Origin of the sequence: Nocardia sp. NPDC019395, from assembly GCF_040632335.1 — a bacterium.
In the GTDB taxonomy this organism is placed as follows: Bacteria; Actinomycetota; Actinomycetes; order Mycobacteriales; family Mycobacteriaceae; genus Nocardia.
Map to the genome: position 1 here is coordinate 484,971 of NZ_JBEYBT010000003.1, position 17,646 is coordinate 502,616.

15 protein-coding genes are annotated in these 17,646 nt (G+C 67.7%); 8 read left to right on the top strand and 7 right to left on the bottom strand.

The window, feature by feature from the left end; genetic code table 11:
• Positions 1-36: 36 nt before the first annotated feature.
• Positions 37-207: a hypothetical protein gene (locus ABZ827_RS13260; RefSeq protein ID WP_357236595.1), complete on the bottom strand. Its 171-nt coding sequence runs from the start codon at positions 205-207 to the stop codon at positions 37-39.
• 273 nt (positions 208-480) lie between these two features.
• On the opposite strand from ABZ827_RS13260, the gene ABZ827_RS13265 reads away from it, so the two are divergent.
• Together ABZ827_RS13265 and argH are read left to right on the top strand one after the other, a co-directional pair.
• Entirely contained in the window at positions 481-1,683 is a 1,203-nt protein-coding gene (locus ABZ827_RS13265) for an argininosuccinate synthase (protein WP_357236597.1), read from the top strand.
• A gap of 293 nt (positions 1,684-1,976) precedes the next feature.
• Positions 1,977-3,398, top strand: a complete 1,422-nt coding sequence (argH, locus tag ABZ827_RS13270; protein WP_357236598.1) for an argininosuccinate lyase — start codon at positions 1,977-1,979, stop codon at positions 3,396-3,398.
• Between the two features lie 177 nt (positions 3,399-3,575).
• Here the strand turns inward: argH and idi are convergent, their stop codons facing one another.
• A complete protein-coding gene (gene idi, locus ABZ827_RS13275; RefSeq protein WP_357236599.1) occupies positions 3,576-4,160 on the bottom strand; it encodes an isopentenyl-diphosphate Delta-isomerase in 585 nt (194 codons plus the stop codon).
• 162 nt (positions 4,161-4,322) lie between these two features.
• On the opposite strand from idi, the gene ABZ827_RS13280 reads away from it, so the two are divergent.
• Entirely contained in the window at positions 4,323-7,265 is a 2,943-nt protein-coding gene (locus tag ABZ827_RS13280; RefSeq protein ID WP_357236600.1) for an AMP-binding protein, read from the top strand.
• Positions 7,266-7,303: 38 nt separating this feature from the next.
• On the opposite strand, the gene rffA is transcribed toward ABZ827_RS13280, so the two are convergent.
• Together rffA and ABZ827_RS13290 are read right to left on the bottom strand one after the other, a co-directional pair.
• The gene (gene rffA / locus ABZ827_RS13285) at positions 7,304-8,467 is read right to left on the bottom strand and encodes a dTDP-4-amino-4,6-dideoxygalactose transaminase (RefSeq protein WP_357236601.1); all 1,164 of its coding nucleotides are present in this window, start codon (positions 8,465-8,467) and stop codon (positions 7,304-7,306) included.
• The gene (locus tag ABZ827_RS13290; RefSeq protein ID WP_357236670.1) at positions 8,464-9,477 is read right to left on the bottom strand and encodes a glycosyltransferase; all 1,014 of its coding nucleotides are present in this window, start codon (positions 9,475-9,477) and stop codon (positions 8,464-8,466) included. Before ABZ827_RS13290 ends, rffA begins: the two co-directional genes overlap by 4 nt.
• A gap of 339 nt (positions 9,478-9,816) precedes the next feature.
• Here ABZ827_RS13290 and ABZ827_RS13295 point away from each other — a divergent pair, with 339 nt between their 5' ends.
• Genes ABZ827_RS13295 through ABZ827_RS13305 form a run of 3 tightly spaced genes read left to right on the top strand, consistent with a single transcriptional unit; the run spans position 9,817 to position 12,814 of the window.
• On the top strand, positions 9,817-12,024 hold the full coding sequence (locus ABZ827_RS13295; RefSeq protein WP_357236672.1) for a hypothetical protein: 2,208 nt from the start codon (positions 9,817-9,819) through the stop codon (positions 12,022-12,024).
• Positions 12,021-12,578: a GtrA family protein gene (locus ABZ827_RS13300; RefSeq protein WP_357236603.1), complete on the top strand. Its 558-nt coding sequence runs from the start codon at positions 12,021-12,023 to the stop codon at positions 12,576-12,578. The genes ABZ827_RS13295 and ABZ827_RS13300 overlap by 4 nt, the downstream gene beginning before the upstream one ends.
• A 5-nt stretch (positions 12,579-12,583) precedes the next feature.
• Complete coding sequence (locus ABZ827_RS13305; RefSeq protein ID WP_357236604.1) at positions 12,584-12,814, top strand: Trm112 family protein; 231 nt, start codon at positions 12,584-12,586, stop codon at positions 12,812-12,814.
• A gap of 7 nt (positions 12,815-12,821) precedes the next feature.
• Here the strand turns inward: ABZ827_RS13305 and ABZ827_RS13310 are convergent, their stop codons facing one another.
• The 3 genes from ABZ827_RS13310 to ABZ827_RS13320 are packed head-to-tail and all read right to left on the bottom strand — an operon-like array spanning position 12,822 to position 15,021.
• Positions 12,822-13,460, bottom strand: coding sequence for a TetR family transcriptional regulator (locus tag ABZ827_RS13310; protein ID WP_357236606.1), 639 nt, complete (start codon positions 13,458-13,460; stop codon positions 12,822-12,824).
• The gene (locus ABZ827_RS13315; protein WP_357236608.1) at positions 13,457-14,293 is read right to left on the bottom strand and encodes an ABC transporter permease; all 837 of its coding nucleotides are present in this window, start codon (positions 14,291-14,293) and stop codon (positions 13,457-13,459) included. Before ABZ827_RS13315 ends, ABZ827_RS13310 begins: the two co-directional genes overlap by 4 nt.
• Positions 14,290-15,021, bottom strand: a complete 732-nt coding sequence (locus ABZ827_RS13320; RefSeq protein WP_357236674.1) for an ABC transporter ATP-binding protein — start codon at positions 15,019-15,021, stop codon at positions 14,290-14,292. The genes ABZ827_RS13315 and ABZ827_RS13320 overlap by 4 nt, the downstream gene beginning before the upstream one ends.
• Positions 15,022-15,204: 183 nt before the next feature.
• On the opposite strand from ABZ827_RS13320, the gene ABZ827_RS13325 reads away from it, so the two are divergent.
• Together ABZ827_RS13325 and tyrS are read left to right on the top strand one after the other, a co-directional pair.
• Positions 15,205-15,825, top strand: coding sequence for a DNA-3-methyladenine glycosylase (locus ABZ827_RS13325; protein ID WP_357236610.1), 621 nt, complete (start codon positions 15,205-15,207; stop codon positions 15,823-15,825).
• A 110-nt stretch (positions 15,826-15,935) separates the two neighbouring features.
• Complete coding sequence (gene tyrS, locus ABZ827_RS13330; RefSeq protein WP_357236611.1) at positions 15,936-17,225, top strand: tyrosine--tRNA ligase; 1,290 nt, start codon at positions 15,936-15,938, stop codon at positions 17,223-17,225.
• Positions 17,226-17,646: the final 421 nt, after the last annotated feature.

Consider the following 17,646-nt stretch of genomic DNA (forward strand, 5'->3'; position numbering starts at 1 on the left):
CCTTCGGTGTCGCCGGGAATCGGCAACGGAGGGGGGTCAGTGGTTGTTCACCAGTTCCTGCAGGAACGGTGTGGCGAGTTCGATACCCATCACGCCCAATTTCAGGGCGGTATTCCCCAGCGTGACGACGATGAAGCCGATCGTCTCGTAGTTGTCCTGCGCCCACTGCTGCAGTGTCTGCACGGTCTCCTCCTCCCTGCTCGTCATACGCGGCTGATGTGATCAGCGTCTCACGGCTGGGGTGGGTGGCCAAGGGGTCGTTATCGAGCTGAGTGGCCGAACGTGGTGATATCGACGCAGGTAACCGTGGGTAGGACCCCCAGTTATGAATGAGATTGCACCATCGTGCATAATCATTTGCAACGGCGGTGTGCGCCGGACCGGCAACGGGCCAGCATACTGCTGGGTAACGGTCCCCGAACACCGCGGAACCCCGAACATCAGCAGACCTACGAAAAACATCCGAGGGAGCACCAGAACATGTCCGATCGCGTCGTACTCGCCTACTCCGGTGGGCTGGACACCTCCGTGGCCATCAGCTGGATCGGCAAGGAGACCGGCGCCGAGGTCGTGGCCGTGGCCATCGATCTGGGGCAGGGCGGCGAGGATATGAACGTGGTGCGTCAGCGTGCCCTGGACTGCGGTGCCGTCGAAGCGGTGGTGGTCGATGCCCGGGACGAGTTCGCCGACGAGTACTGCCTGCCCACCATCCAGGCCAATGCCCTCTACCAGGACGAGTACCCGCTGGTGTCGGCGATCAGCCGCCCGCTCATCGTCAAGCACCTGGTCGAGGCCGCGAAATTCCACGGCGCCTCCACCGTTGCCCACGGCTGCACCGGCAAGGGCAACGATCAGGTCCGGTTCGAGGTCGGTATCGGCGCCCTGGCCCCCGACCTGAACGTGATCGCCCCGGTCCGCGACTACGCGTGGACCCGGGAGAAGGCCATCGCCTTCGCCGAGGAGAACAAGCTCCCGATCAACGTCACCAAGAAGTCCCCCTTCTCCATCGATCAGAACGTCTGGGGCAGGGCCGTCGAGACCGGGTTCCTCGAGGATCTCTGGAACGCGCCCACCAAGGATGTCTACGACTACACCACCGACCCCACCGTCAACTTCGAGGCGCCCGACGAACTCATCGTCACCTTCGATCGCGGTATCCCGGTGGCCATCGACGGCCGCCCGGTGAGCGTGCTGGAGGCGATCGTCGAACTGAACAAGCGCGCGGGCCGCCAGGGTGTCGGCCGGCTGGATATGGTCGAGGACCGGCTCGTCGGCATCAAGAGTCGCGAGATCTACGAGGCACCCGGCGCCATCGCGCTCATCACCGCGCACCGGGCCCTGGAGGGCGTCACCCTCGAGCGGGAACTGGGCCGGTACAAGCGGCAGGTCGAACAGCGCTGGGGCGAGCTGGCCTACGACGGCCTGTGGTTCTCTCCGCTCAAGCGCGCCCTGGACGCGTTCGTCGCCGAGACCCAGCAGCACGTCACGGGCGATATCCGCATGGTGCTGCACGGCGGCAATGTGGTGGTCAACGGCCGCCGCAGCGAACAGTCGCTCTACGACTTCAATCTGGCGACCTATGACGAAGGCGATACGTTCGACCAATCGCTGGCGAAGGGATTCGTGCAGATCCACGGCCTGTCCTCGAAGGTCGCCGCCAAGCGCGATCTGAACCAGAAGTAGGAGTTGTCACGGCCGGTCGCCTGGAACCGCGCCCAGGTGGTCGTCGCGATCGGCACGGATACACCGGCCGAGGCGCCGGGCAGCTGTCGCCCCTTGTGCGCACTGCGAGTCCGGCGCGCAACGATGGCTTGCGGACCCGGCAGCTCCCGGCGCCGGTGAAGTGAATGGCTGTCCGGTGATGGGCGCCGACCGCATACGCCGTGCCGTCGGCAACTCGACGGGCCGGGCCCGACGAGCGACGGCACACAGGTCCAATAACGTAGGGGCGGCAAGCCCGACCGGCATATCGAGACGTGGGAGAGACAGTGGGCACCAACGAGGGCGCGTTATGGGGCGGGCGGTTCGCCTCCGGCCCTGCCGAGGCGATGGCGGCGCTGAGCAAATCGACCCAGTTCGACTGGGCGCTGGCGCCCTACGACATCCGGGCGTCCAAGGCGCATGCCCGGGTGCTGAACAAGGCCGGGTTGCTGTCGGAGACGGATCTGGCCGATATGCTCGCCGGCCTCGACCAGCTGGCCGCGGATGTCGAATCGGGCGCCTTCATCGCTGCCGAATCGGACGAAGACGTGCACGGCGCGCTGGAGCGCGGACTCATCGAACGCGTCGGCACCGAACTCGGTGGCCGGTTACGGGCCGGACGTTCCCGCAACGACCAGGTCGCCACACTGTTCCGGATGTGGCTGCGTGACGCGATCCGGCGGATTGCCGCCGGTCTGGTCACCGTGGTGGATGCGCTCACCGATCAGGCCGCGGCGCACCCCGATGCGGTGATGCCCGGTAAAACACATCTCCAGGCTGCCCAGCCCGTTCTGCTGGCCCATCATCTGCTCGCGCACGCCCACCCGCTGCTGCGCGATATCGACCGGTTGCGTGATTTCGACAAACGCGCGGCCGTCTCCCCCTACGGTTCGGGTGCGCTGGCCGGTTCCTCGCTCGGCCTCGACCCCGAAGCGATCGCCGCGGACCTGGATTTCACCGCCTCCGCCGCGAATTCCATCGACGCGACATCGTCCCGCGATTTCGCGGCCGAGGCGGCGTTCGTGCTGGCGATGATCGGAGTCGACCTGAGCCGGATGGCCGAGGAGGTCATCCTCTGGAGCACTCCGGAGTTCGGCTACATCACGCTGGCCGATGCCTGGTCGACCGGGTCCTCGATCATGCCGCAGAAGAAGAACCCGGATGTGTCGGAACTGACCCGCGGTAAGGCCGGCCGGTTGATCGGCAACCTCACCGGTTTGCTCGCCACCCTGAAGGCACAGCCGCTGGCCTACAACCGGGATCTGCAGGAAGACAAGGAACCCCTGTTCGATTCGGTCGCCCAGCTGGAACTGCTGCTGCCCGCCATCGCCGGACTGGTCTCCACGCTGACCTTTCACACCGGCCGGATGGCCGAACTCGCCCCGGCCGGATACACCCTCGCGACCGATATCGCGGAGTGGATGGTGCGCCGCGGTGTGCCGTTCCGGGTCGCGCACGAAGCGGCCGGCGCCTGTGTCCGGGCCGCCGAGGCACGGGGGGCCGGTCTGGACGAACTGACCGACGCGGAGTTCGCGGCGGTCGATCCCGCCCTCACTCCGGAAGTGCGCGAGGTGCTGACGGTGGCCGGTTCGGTGGCCTCGCGCAACGCCCGCGGCGGGACCGCGGGGGAGCGGGTACGCGAGCAGCTCGCCGAGGTCCGGCAGGCGGCCGACGATATCCGGACCTGGCTGCGCTGACGGACCCGGAACGGCGCTACGTACAGGATCCGACAACCGAGGTGCTCCCTTCGCGGGTGCACCTCGGTTGTTTCCGATCCAAAGCTTGTACCTACATAGATATGCGCATCTAACCATTCGATCTATCGCCAACCAAAATCTGAACAACAAGGACGACGGGGAATGGAGCCGAAGCTGTCAGCGGTTGGGCAGGTGCGCGGTCGCGACCTCCAGGACACCGGCGAACCAAGGGCTGAACATATCGGGTTCGTCCCGCAGTCGCAGGCGCACATCGTCCGGGCGCACCCAGCGGAACGCGGCGACCTCGGCGGGATCGGGCGCCGGTTCGAACTCGCCGATCGAACCCACCAGGACGTGGTCCCATTCGTGCTCGACATAGCCGGTGCGAGGGTCCTCGGCCCGGTAGCTGTACACCCCGACCTCGGTCAGTGGGACCACCAACCCCATTTCCTCACCCAACCGGATACCCGCCGCCTCGTCGACCGGCAGGCCCGGCGCCGGATGACCGCAGCAGGTGTTGGACCAGCGCGCGGGAAACCGGGTCTTGGCCGGCGCGCGCTGCTGCAGGAGCGTTCGCCCGGCGCTGTCGAAGATCAGCACCGAGAAGGCCCGGTGCAGGGCGCCCGGGGCGCGGTGGGCCTCGGCGACCGGGCACGACCCGATCGTGTTGCCGGCGGCGTCGACGAGTTCCACGGGGAGCGTTTCCCGGTCGGCCGCGCCCGGTGGGCGCGCGGGGATCGGCGTGGGGGTCGCATCGGTCACGATCCCCACCCTAATCGGCGCGGGCGCGCGGTTTCCCCGAGGTGAGGGGTACATGATGGAGAGGTCACAACGGACGGCCGGTCCGGAGTGCGATACGGCAGGCATCGGCGCATGTCTCGTGGTCGAGGTACGCCATGCCACTGGTAGGGCTGGGAGTGGAACGTGAAGTTGAGTGTGCGAGGTTTGGCGGGATCGGCGCATCGGGTGCTGGCCACCGCGCAGAACGGTCTTGAGGTCATCCGTTTCGGTGGTCTCGGACGCGATACCGACTCCTCGCCGTTCGAGATCGCCGAGCGCCGGCCCATGTACCGGTTGCGGCACTATTTCCCCACCGCGGCCGGGGGCGGACCGGTGGTGCTGCTGGTGCCTCCGCTGATGGTGAACGCCGATATCTGGGACGTCAACGGCGACGACGGCGCCGTGGGGATTCTGCACCGTGGCGGAATCGACTGCTGGGTGATCGATTTCGGGTCTCCGTCCACCGAGGAGGGGGGCTGGCAACGGGATCTGGCCGATCATGTGCTGGCCGTGAACAGCGCCATCGATACCGTCAGCGCGGCGACGGGCCGCACGGTGCATCTCATGGGGTACTCGCAGGGTGGGATGTTCGCCTATCAGACCGCGGCGTTCCGTTCGGGGAAAGGTATCGCGAGCATCGTGACCTTCGGCAGTCCGGTCGATATCGTCGCCGGGATGCCGCTCGGGCTGCCGCACGCCGCGGTCACCGATCTGGTGGATTTCGCCGCCGATCACGTGGTGCCCCGATTGCCGATCACCGATCGGATGGTCCGGATCGGGTTCCAGATGCTGGACCCGGTGAAAACCGCGAAAGCCCGTATCGATTTCCTGCGTCAGTTGCACGATCGGGAGGCGCTGCTGCCCAAGGAACGCCAGCGGCGGTTCCTGAGCAGCGAGGGATGGATCGGGTACGCGGGGCCCGCGGCGGCCGATCTGCTCAAACAGTTCGTCGTCCACAACCGGATGATGGTCGGCGGGTTCGTCATCCGTGATCAGCCGATCTCACTGAACGATCTGAAATGCCCCATCCTGGCGTTCGTCGGGGAGGTCGACGAAATCGGACAGCCGGCCGCTGTGCGGGGTATCGTCCGGGCGGCACCCCGGGCGGAGGTGTATGAATCAACCGTGGTGTCGGGGCATTTCGGCCTGGTCGCGGGCTCGATGGCGACGAGGAATACCTGGCCCCGGGTCCGGGAATGGGTGGGCTGGGTAGACGGCGCCAACGCGTTGCCGGAGGAGATCGTGCCCATGGCCGACCAGCTACCCGAGAGCGCCCCGCGTACCGCGCTGCGCCGGGCGGTGCACACCGCCGCGGCGCTGGCCGAGGCCGGGGCCGGGGTGAGCCGGACCCTGGAACAAGTTGCCACCAATACCCTGCGCGGTTCGGTCGGCATAGTCGAGGGCGCGGCGCGAACACTGCCGCGGCTGACCCGGCTCGGCATGATCCAGGCCGATACCCGGATCTCGCTCAGCCGGCTGATGGCCGAACAGGCCCGCCGCTCGCCGAACGGGGAATGCTTCCTGTTCGACGACCGGGTGCACAACAATGCGGCGGTCGACGCCCGGATCGACAATGTGGTGCGCGGGCTGCTCTCGGTCGGGATCCGGCCCGCGACTCGGGTAGGTGTGGTGATGGAGACGCGGCCCAGCGCGCTGGCCACCGTCGCCGCGCTCTCCCGGATCGGTGCGGTCGCGGTACTGCTGGCACCCGAGAGCGACCTGATCAGCGCACTCGAGCAGACCGGAACGTCGGTTGTCGTATCGGACCCGGAGAATGTGCGTCATGCCGTAGCGACCGGGGCCCGCGTACTCGTCCTCGGTGGTGGGGAGGCGCGCGGCCTCGCGGTGCCCGCGGGTACCGATCTCGTCGATCTGGAACAGATCGATCCCGAACTGGTGCGCATACCGGGCTGGTACCGGCCGGACCCGGGCCGCGCACGTGAGCTCGCGTTCATCCTGGTGTCCGGGACCGCCGAACGGCTGGACATCAAATACATCACCAACCACCGCTGGGCGCTATCGGCCTTCGGAACTGCCTCGGCCGCCGATCTGGACAACAAGGACACGGTGTACTGCCTGGCGCCGCTGCATCATTCGTCCGGTCTGCTGGTGAGCCTGGGCGGGGCCCTCGCCGGCGGGAGCCGGATCGCCCTGGCCAGATCGCTGGATCCGGCGCAGTTCGCCGAGGAAGTGCACCGCTACGGGGTCACGGTCGTGACCTACACCTGGACGATGCTGCGCGATATCCTCGACGCCGAAGTTTTCCCCGCCGGATATCCGCATCCGATCCGGTTGTTCATCGGTTCCGGTATGCCCGCGGGGTTGTGGCGGCGGACGCTCGAACAATTCGCGCCGGCCCGGGTTCTCGAGTTCTACGCCTCCATCGAGGGCGATGTGGTGCTGGCGAACGTGCCCGGTGTGAAACTCGGTTGCAAGGGCCGCCCCGTACCCGGCACGGCGCGTGTCGAACTGGTGGCATACGACCCGGTGGCCGGGCAGGTGCTGGTGGACGACAACGGATTCGCCCGGCGCTGCGCCGACAACGAAGTGGGCCTGCTGATCGGTTCGGCGGGCGCGGGGGTCGACCTGTCCAGCGGCGGTTTGCGCGGCGTATTCGACGCCGAGGATTCCTGGCTGCCCACCGAGAATCTGTTCCGCCGGGACAGCGACGGCGACTTCTGGCTGGTCGACCGCATCGATACGGTGATCCGGACCCGCCGGGGCCCGGTGTTCACCCAGCCGATCGTGGATGTGCTCAACGATATCGCCGCCGTCGATATGGAGGTCGCCTACGGGTTGCCCGCACGCGACCGGGTGCTCGCGGTGGCCGCGGTGTGCGTGCGCCCCGGCTTCGACCTCGGACCTGCCGATATCACCGAGGCCCTGCGGTCACTGCCCCCGGGACAGCGCCCGGACCTGGTGTACGTCGTCGACGGTATTCCGCGCAGCGCGTCCTTCCGGCCATCGGCGCACGCGGTACAGGAGACCTGTGCTCCCCGGCCCGGTCCGGACACCTGGTTCTACAACCCTGATTCGGAAAGCTACGAGGAGCTCACCGAGGCGGGCTCGCTCGGCCTGCTCACCTGACCGAGGACCGGCCGATCCTCGCGGCCGCGTTGCCCGGTTCAGCAGCGGAATTCGGTGACGGCCTCGAGGATACGGTCGAGTTGGGTGCCGGTGAGCATGGGCCACAGCGGGAGTCGCACGATGGTCGCCGCGAACCGGGCGCTGCGAGTACACGGGACCGGGGTCCGACCGTATTTGAGTCCGGCGGCACTGGAATCCAGCGGCACATAGTGGAACGGCGCCACAATGTTCCGGGCAGCGAGGTGCCGGATGAAACTGTCGCGCGTTTCCTCGCAGGGCATGCGCAGATAGAACAAATGGGCGGTATGCCCGCGGTCCGGCGGAACGCTCATCGGCACGACGCCTTGCTCCGCAGCCCACGGCGCGAGTCCGGACGCGTAGGTGTTCCATACGCGGTGCCGGGCCCGCTGGATCGTATGGAATTCGGCGAGTTGCGCGTCGAGTACCGCCGCGTTCAGTTCACTGGGCAGATAACTGGACCCGATATCCTGCCAGGAGTACTTGTCCACCTGGCCGCGCAGGAAGCGTGCGCGGTCGGTGCCTTTCTCCCGGATGATCTCGGCCCGGCCCATCAGGATCTCGTCGGAGAGCAGCAGGGCGCCGCCCTCGCCGCAGTGCACGTTCTTGGTGTCGTGGAAACTCTGGGTGCCCAGCGTTCCGAGCGTCCCCAGCGCCTGCCCCCGCCAGGTTCCGCCGAGGCCGTGCGCATTGTCCTCGATCAGGGCGAGCCCGTGGCTGCGGGCCAGGTCCCCGAGTGCGGCCATATCGGCCGCGACACCGCCGTAGTGCATCACCACGATCGCTTTGGTGTGGTCGGTGATCGCGGCGGCGGCAGCCGCGGGGTCGATATTGCCCGTCGCGCTGTCGATATCGACGAATACGCAGGTCGCGCCGTGGACGGCGAAGGCGGTGGCGGCGGAGGTGAACGCGAAACTGGGCACGATCACCTCGTCACCCGGGCCCAGTTCGAGCAGCAGGGCGGCCAGTTCGAGCGCGTGTGTGCACGATGTGGTGAGCAGTACGTGCGGCGCCCCGGTGATCTCGGCGAGTTTCGCAGTCGCGGAGGCGGTGAACGGGCCGTCACCGTGACAGTGGTCGGAGCCGAGGACAGCCGCCACATTGGCCAGTTCGGCTGTGGACCGGTAGGGCCGGCTGAATATGATCCGTTCCCTCGCGCCTGCCTCCGCACCTGACTTGCTCATCCGGCCGACACCTCGGCTCGTTGCCGGGCGAGAGGTTGCGCGGAGTCGGCCGGTGGTCTGGGGGTAGGCGATTCGATGGTCAGATACAGCGGTTTGCCCACCAGGATGTGCAGGACCACGCCCAGGTATTCGGCGATGAGCCCCAGCGAGAACAGCAACGCGCCCGAACACAGCAGGAGTACGACGATAATCGAGGCCCAGCCCTCGGGATTGTTTCCGCCGCTGGTCACCGCGGTGTAGACGATCACGGCGGCCATGATCGACCCGGCCAGTGCCAGGGTTACGCCGAGCAGGCTCACCAGCCGCAGCCCGCGAGTTCCGGTGCACAGCACCATCTTCCAGAAGAGCGAGAACAGCCGCCGGTAGTTGTAGCCCGATTCGGGCCGTCCCTCACTGCGCAATCGCACCGGCGCCGTCGCGGTCCGGCCGACCACCCAGGTGAGAGCGACATCGAGATACGCGCCGTTGGCGGCGACTTCGGCGAGACGCCGCCCGATATCGCCGCGGATCAGCCGGAAACTCTCGAACCGCGTGGAATCGGGGAACGCGAACAGCGTGGCCAGTACGAGTTTCGCGCCACGGGAGGTGAGGTTGCGCAGCGGGCTGTGCGGCCGGGCGTTCACCGGCCGGGAGTACACCAGATCCGCGCGTCGCCGGTAAGCGGTGTCCAGGAATTCGGCGATACAGGCCGGATCGTGCTGGCCGTCCTCGTCCATCGTGACGATCCAGCCGCCGCGCGCCGCGGCCATTCCGGCGATGGTGGCGGCGTCCTGACCATAGTTGCGGCTCAACCAGATCACCCGTACCAGCGGGTTTTCCCGGGCCAGCCGCCGCAGCACCACATCGGACCGGTCCGGGCCGCAGTCGTGGACCAGCACGATCTCGTCCACCCGGAAACGCAATCCGCTCGGCGTGGTGGTCGGTGCGGACAGTTCGTTCAGTTCCCGAACCAACCCCGCGACCGTCTGTTCGCCGCGGTAGACCGGGACGACCACCGAAACTCCGCACACATCGGGCGAATCGGTATCACGGTGGGTGTGCGCGGCGTCGGAATCGCACCACGGCGGGGCGGCAGAAGAGAACGATGCGGGGCCGGCGGTCGCGGGCCTGCGGGTGTCCGGGGTGGAAACATACCTGGGCGAAAACGGCATTGGCGAGATCGACTTTCGACGGAGGATAACGCGTGCCGGGTCTCGATGACGCTGGTGAGCCCGAGAAATGCGAACTCTAGCAGGTGTACTGGCCGCCGCGCGGGTAGATCCGATATGCGTCGTTACATCCGCCGGCCGGGTCGCGGGCGGTAGGGTCTGGGACCCGTGGCGGATGGTCGAGCCGATAATCGGCGGGATGTGCTCCGGTGGGGACTGGTGTGCGCGACGGGGGTGCTGGCCGCCTACCTCGCGGTGCTGCTGGCGAATCCCCGGCATTTCTACACCGACGACACCGAAGCGCAGTACGCGCCGCTGTGGGTGATGACCGGGCGCCACCTGTGGGAAGGGAAATTCCCGGTACTGGTCCCCGAGAACTGGCTGGCCGGTAACTACGCGATCGAGGAAACCGGGCTGCTCAACCCGCCCCAGCTGCTGATCGATCTGGGTGCCGCCGTGGTCGACGATCTGGCGCTGTACGCCACGATCGTCAAACTCGTGTTCGCGCTGATTCTCGGGCTCGGCGTCTACCGGGTCTGCCTGGCCTACGGTGGCCGGCCGGCGTGGTCGGCGGTGGCCGGGGTGGCCATGCCGTTCAGCGGATTCCTGCTGTTCTTCGACGCTGCCAGCTGGATGACGGCGTTCACCGGGACCGCCTGGCTCGTGCACGCCTGGGCCTCCGGGGTGTGCTACGCGCGCGGCCGCGGCGGGCCGGTACCGGTTTTCGTGTTCCTCTACCTGACCATCTCGGTGCAGTACGTCTTTCCCGCCGTCGAGGCAGCCGTGCTGATCGCCGCGGTACTGGTCGGCGAAATCGTTTACCAGAGACAGTGGCTCCCGTCGGTGCGGCTGGCGCTGGCGTCGGGATGTGCCGGGCTGGCCGGGCTGGCCACCTATCTACCGAGCCTGCTGACCGCGGATGTCACCTGGCGCGGTGCCTCGGAGATCCGCAACGATCAATTCCTGACTGTCCCGTGGTCGGAATCGCTGAACGCCGCCCTGCCAAGCACCCTCCCGGCCTTCACATCTTGGTGGGGATATGTACAACCGCTGCCGATGGTCTATATCGCGTGGTTCGTGATCCCCGCGCTGGCCTTCGTGGACTGGAAGCGTGCCGCGGGTGCCGCCCGGGAATTGAGCGGACCCGCCCTGTTCGCGGTGCTGATGCTGTTGTGGACGGCCGGCCCCGGAACGATGGGGCCGCTGCGCTGGCCGGCTCGGGTGCTGCCGATGCTCGCGCTGGGCGTTCTGGTGCTCGTGTGTGTTCTGCTCGGCCGGTACGGGACGGTCGCGGGGATCCGCCGGCGCGGGATCGCGGCCGGGTTGCTGATCGCCCTGCTGCTGGCGCGCTCGCTGGCCGCGGCTCCGGAGGTCGCGTCGCGGCATATGCTCGCGGCGGCGGGTATCGCGCTGCTCGGCGCGGGCGTGGTCCGGCTGGCCCGGGTCCGGGGCGCTGCCGCGGCCTGTGTCCTGGCGCTGGCGTCGATCGCGCCCATCGCCTACCTCCAGGTGAGCGCCGCCGGGCCGACACCCATGAGCTGGGGTCTGCCCGCGAAACGTTCGGAGATGAAGGCCGCCTTCCCCGATTTCGACGGCACCACACTCCAATTGGGCGACCGGGCGCTGATCGGCGCCGGCGAACACAATCTCGACGGTGCCTACGGCTCGCTGGCCTTCGGCAACTACGCCAAGAGTCTGGAACTCGACTACGTCGGCGGATACACCCCCAACGGCCATTTCCACTTCGGTCATCTGCTCTGTATGCGCTGGGATACCAGCGTCTGCCCGGACGCCTACCGCCGAGCCTTCGCCCCCGAACCCGAGACGGGCCGTCCGCCGGTGGACTTGATGCTCGTCGATCGAGTGGTCCTGCAGCGCGCCCTCTACCCCGACGCCCGGGCACAGCCGGCGCCCGTGGGCTGGAAGTGGGTCGACTATCCCGGTCACGAGGACTACATCTCGGTCCTCGAACGGGAAACCGGTCCGGTATCCGGCCGGACCGGGAGAATTTCGCACGCCGAAGGGGTCGCAGTCGACCGGTTCGTGGAGTCCGAGACGACCAGCCGCGTCCGGGTCGACTCGGATACCGGCGGCCGGATCGTCTTCGCCCGGCTGGGCTGGCCGGGTTACCGAGCGAATCTCGACGGCCGGCCGCTCCCCATCGACGTGGTGGCGAACAGTTTCGTCACGGTCGATATACCGCCCGGCGTTCACGGCGCCGAACTCGAACTCACCTGGCGCCCGCCGGGCTGGAAAATCGGCGGCGCGGCGGCCGGTGCGGGGTTGCTCGGCCTCGTCGTGCTCGAGGTCGTCTACCTGCGCGGTCGTCGCCGACCTGGCGTGCCGTCCGCTGTGCCGGTCATCGAACCCGATGCCGGGAAACCGGATCTGGTGGCGGTCCGGCCGTGACAAGCGATTCCACCGAACCCCAGGACCGCGTGACAGCCGTGTTCCACAGTGCCCGGGACCACCGGCCGGCGAACGCGGATCCGAGCCCCGGCGACACTCGGGATCTCATCGAGTGCGGTGGCGGCCCGGACACCGGTGGGAGAGCGGCGCGGTTGCTGCTTCGGCTGGTGCGCCGGCAGGAATTCGCCTTCGCGGTGGTCGGCGTGGTCAACACCGTGATGGGGATCGGACTGACCGTCGCCTGGCTCGCCGCGCTGGGTGATTCGGTGCCGCCGTCGGCCGGGGTCGCGGCGGCATACGCGACCGGCATCGGCATCGCTTTCCTCCTGCACCGGAATCTGGTGTTCCGGGTCCGGGGCCGGGTCGTCCGGGATTTTCTGGGGTTCGCGATGGTGAACTGCGGTGGCCTGGTCGCCAACGCTCTGCTGCTCGAACTCGCGGTGACCGTGCTCGGGTTCCCCCGGGTACCGGCGGCGCTGGTTGTTATGGGCGCCGTCGCCGCCGGCACCTACTTCGGCCACCGGTATATCTCGTTTCACCGCCCGGTAGTTTGATCCCCATGTCGGAGGAAACAATCCTGGATCCCACCCTGCTGCGGTTGCTGGCCTGCCCGCAGGACAAGGGGCAGCTGCACCTGGTCCGCACCGGCGACGGCGCGGAGGTGCTGTACAACCCACGACTGCGCCTGGCCTACCCGATCGACAACGGTATCCCGGTGTTGCTCGCCGATGAGGCCCGCGCGGTCGGGGATGCCGAACACGCTGATTTCGCGCGTCAGTTCGGCGAGTAGTTCCCGGTCAGGGCTCGCTGTGGTCCGGTGAGCCCTTTCCTATGTCACCGGTGAGGTAGCGCTGCAGCGTCGGTCCCACGGCGGCGGCGAGCTGGTCCACCGGTAGATCGGTAATCGGTCCCACCCGCAGGATCTTGCGGGTCACGGCCACTCCCGCCATCTGGGAGGCAGCGAGAGCCACCCGGAGCCGGCCGTCGTCGGCATCGGTGGCGATCCGGCTCCGGATCCGCTCGAACACCACCGAAAGCAGGAAGTCTCGCACCAGCGAGACCTCGCCCCCGGCGACCAGGCTGCGCAGCAGAGCAACCGCCCCGGCGCCTTCCGGGGAATCCCAGAGACTCACCACCGCGCGCACCATGGTTTCGCCCAGTTCGTCCAGCGGTGTCGCGTCGACCTGCTGGAGCACGATCTCCGGATCGATCGGCAGCTCCACCACAGCGGCGAACAGTTGCTGCTTCGTCCCGAAATAGTGATGTACCAGCGCGGGATCGACGCCCGCGTCCGCCGCCACCGCCCGGATCGAGGTCTTGTCGAAGCCGGCCCGAGCGAAACGCTCCCGGGCAGCGGTGAGGATCGCGTCCCGTGTCCCGGAGGATCCGGGCCGGCGGCCCGGCCGGGACGGGCGCGCGTCGTCCGGCGTATTCATACGGTCCGGCGCCGCAGCGTCGCCGCCCCCAGGCACAAGGCCACCGCCGCGAATCCGGCTACGATCCCCAGATCCCGCCACATCAGCCCGGTGGGTTCGGCGGATACCGAGACTTCGTGCAATGCGTCCACCGCGTAACTCAGCGGCATCACATTGCTGATCACCTGCAGCCAGTCGGGCAGTTGTTCCCGTGGAACCAGCAGCCCACACAGGAAGATCTGCGGTGCCACCACCACCGGCATGAACTGCACCGCCTGGAACTCGGTCCGGGCGAAGGCGCTGCACAACAGTCCCAGCGCGACCCCGAGTACCGCGTCGACGATGGCGATGATGACCACCCACAGCGGGCTGCCGGCCGCGTCCAGGTCGAGCAGGCCGAACGAGACCAGACAGGCCACCGCCGCCTGCGCGGCGGCCGCGAGGGAGAACGCGGTCCCGTATCCACCGAGCAGATCGAGTTTGCTCAGGGGAGTGGTGAGCAGCCGTTCGAGGGTTCCGGAGGTGCGTTCACGTTGCATGGCGATCGCCGTGATCAGGAACATCACGATGAACGGCAGTATCCCGAGCATGCTCATCCCGACCCGGTCGAACAGGCTGACCGGTTGGTGCGGCGCGACAGGTACGTCCTGATAGATGAAGTACAGCAGGGTCATCAGCAGTGCCGGCACCACCAGGATCATCGCCACCGTGCGGCGATCGTTGCGCAGCTGGCGCAGGATCCGGCCGGTGGTCGCCAGATAGGGCACGAGCGGACGCGGTCCGCTGGTCGCGGATACTGTGCGCGCCGGTGCGGGGTGGCCCGGAGCGGCGGGCTGGGCAGGTGGGGTGCTCATGCCGGGGCTCCCATCGTGATGAGGGCGAGGAATGCCTGTTCGAGGTTCCGCTCGCCGGTGCGTTCGCGCAGTTCGTCGGGGCTCAGCTGGGCCAGCAGCCGGCCTTCCCGCATGAGCAGCAGCCGGTCGCAGTGTTCCGCCTCGTCCATCACATGACTCGATACGAGCAGGGTTGTGCCGGCCGCGGCGAGTTCCCGGAACTGCTTCCACAGTTCGACCCGCAGGACCGGGTCCAGGCCGACCGTCGGTTCGTCGAGTACCAGCAGTTCCGGTGCCGCGACCAGGGCACAGGCCAGAGATGCGCGCGTCAGCTGCCCACCGGACAGTTCGTCACCGCGCTGGCCCTGGTGATCGAGTAGGCCGACAGCGCCGAGTGCCGTGTCGACGGCATCGCGGTCGCCGCCGTAGAGCGCGGCGAAATACGCGATGTTGTCGCGGACGCTGATATCGGCGTAGATGCTCGGCGCCTGCGTCACGTAACCGATGCGCCTGCGCAGTCGCGCGCTACCCGCCGGCGACCCCAGCGCTGTGATCTCCCCGGCGGCCACCACCTGGGTGCCGACGATGCTGCGCATCAGGGTGGTCTTTCCACATCCCGACGGCCCCAGTAGCCCGGTGATCGATCCACGGGGAATGTTCAGCGAAATATCGTGCAGTACTTCCCGTTTGCCGCGACGCACAGTGAGGCCTCGTACCTCCACCGCGTCCGGTGTGCCGGTAACGGACATGATCCGCCCCTGTTCATCCGGTGGTGAATTCATCGTATGGTGAATTCTCCGTCGCCGGTATGCGTACCGCAACCCGTCGACCGGAAATTTCTGTCAACCGGAGTTGTCCGGGACTCGGCGGCCGGTTCCTCGTCCGGACCCACCCCGCTGCCCGCCCGCCGCACCGGTTGCGACAATCCACGGGTGAGTGCCGAGGAACTGGCTGTCGACCCCCTGACCGCCGCCCAGCGCCTGCTCGGTGCGACCCTCCGGTCGGGCCCGGTGGCCGCCTACATAGTCGAGGTCGAGGCGTACGGCGGCGATCCCGCTGGACCGTGGCACGATCCGGCGGCACATTCCGGCCGGGGCCGCACCCCACGCAACGCCGCGATGTTCGGTCCGCCGGGCAGGCTCTACGTCTACCTCAGCTACGGAATGCACACCTGCGCGAATATCATCAGCGGCCCGGACGGAGTGGCCTCCGGTGTGCTCCTGCGGTCCGCGGAGATCGTGGCCGGTCACGAGGTCGCGCGCGCTCGCCGGCCGGCCGCGCGCGGTGACGAGGATCTGGCCAGAGGACCGGGCAACCTGGGCAGCGCCCTCGGAATCGGCCTCGACGACTACGGCACCGACCTCTTCGATCAGGCTTCCGGGATCCGGTTGGAACTCGGCCCGCCCGCCGATCCCTCCCGTATCGCCGCCGGCCCGCGCGTCGGTGTGAGCGCCGAGGCCGACCGCCCATGGCGACTCTGGCTGCGGGACTCCCGGTCCGTTTCCGCTTACCGCCGCAGCCCGCGGGCACCGCGTACCGAGAAATCGGCCTGACTGCCCGCCCCCACGTTCACGGTTGCCTGGATCGGCGCCGATCACCCGCGCCTCCGTCAACCGCCGCACCGCCCGATATCCGCTTGCGGCGGTACGCGAAGATGAAACCCGTGAGCAGCGACATCATCGACGAATTGACCTGGCGCGGTCTCATCGCGCAGTCCACCGACCTCGACGCGCTCCGGAAGGCGCTGGCCCAGGGCCCGCGCAATCTGTATGCCGGATTCGACCCGACCGCGGCCAGTCTGCACGCCGGTCATCTGGTGCCGCTGCTGGCGCTGAAACGGTTCCAGCGGGCCGGGCACCGCCCGATCGTGCTGGCCGGGGGCGCCACCGGGTTGATCGGCGATCCACGCGAGGTCGGGGAGCGCACGATGAACTCCACCGACACCGTCGCCGCCTGGGCCGAGCGGATCCGCTCCCAGCTCGAGCGGTTCGTGGACCTGGACGATTCTCCGACCGGCGCCCTCATCGTGAACAACATGGACTGGACCGGCCGGCTCAGCACGGTCGACTTCCTACGCGATATAGGCAAGCACTTCTCGGTGAATGTGATGCTCGCCCGGGACACCGTCAAACGGCGGCTGGAAGGGGAGGGAATCTCCTACACCGAGTTCAGCTACATGCTCCTGCAGGCCAACGACTACCTGCAGCTGCGACGCAAGCACGACTGCGTGCTCCAGGTCGGCGGCTCCGATCAGTGGGGAAACATCATCGCGGGCGTCGAGCTCAACCGGCGCGTGGACGGCGCCGCCGTCCACGCTCTGACGGTTCCCCTGGTCACCGCCGCCGACGGCAAGAAATTCGGTAAATCCACCGGCGGTGGCAGCCTCTGGCTCGACCCGGAACTCACCAGTCCGTACGCCTGGTACCAGTACTTCGTGAATACCGCCGACGCCGATGTCGTCCGGTACCTGCGCTGGTTCACCTTCCTCGACCGCGAGGAACTTGCGGAACTGGAGGTTGCCACGGAGGAACGCCCGCATGCCCGTGAGGCACAGCGCCGGCTGGCGGCCGAGATGACGACCCTGGTGCACGGCGCGGGAAACACACACGCCGTGCAGCTCGCCAGTCAGGCCCTGTTCGGGCGCGGCGAACTACAGGATCTCGACGAGCCGACGCTTGCCGCCGCCTTGCGTGAAGCGGCCGGCGAGGGCGAGATCGCCGAGGCGGTGCCCGGCCGGGACACGATCGTGGACCTGCTGGTCGCAGCCGGGTTGTGCGAAAGCCGCGGCGCAGCGCGCCGGACGGTGAACGAAGGTGGCGCATCGGTGAACAACGAACGCGTCAAAGACCTGGAGTGGACCCCGGAAACCCGCGACTACCTGCACGGTGAGTGGCTCGTCCTGCGTCGCGGCAAACGCAATTTCGCCGGCGTCCGGCGGGGATCAGGAAATTGATCTTGGTGGGCTGGGTCACAGTTGTTCGGCCCGGCCCCCTGAATCACCCATTTCCGGGCCTCTGACCAGCGGATATATGGTGCCGAAGCGGCGATTTGACGTAGCGTTCCCCGCCGCGTAACTTATTCAACGTCAGAGCGACACGGACACCGACCAGGGGCCCGGAGCGAGGCGGAAACGCCGAGCCGGAGGGACCAGGGACAACGAGGTTGTACGGGGAGCGCCTGGCGCGACCGGCCGAAGATGCGGAGTTTGACTCTGAGCCACTGGCCGGTTAAGCTGGAAAACCTGCCCCACTGAAGATCTGGTTTTGACCAGACACTGAAGTGTGTGCGTGTGTTCTTTGAGAACTCAATAGTGTGTTGATGAATGTCAGTGCCAAATATTTTATTTGGTTTCGGTTCTTCATACCCCCGTGTGG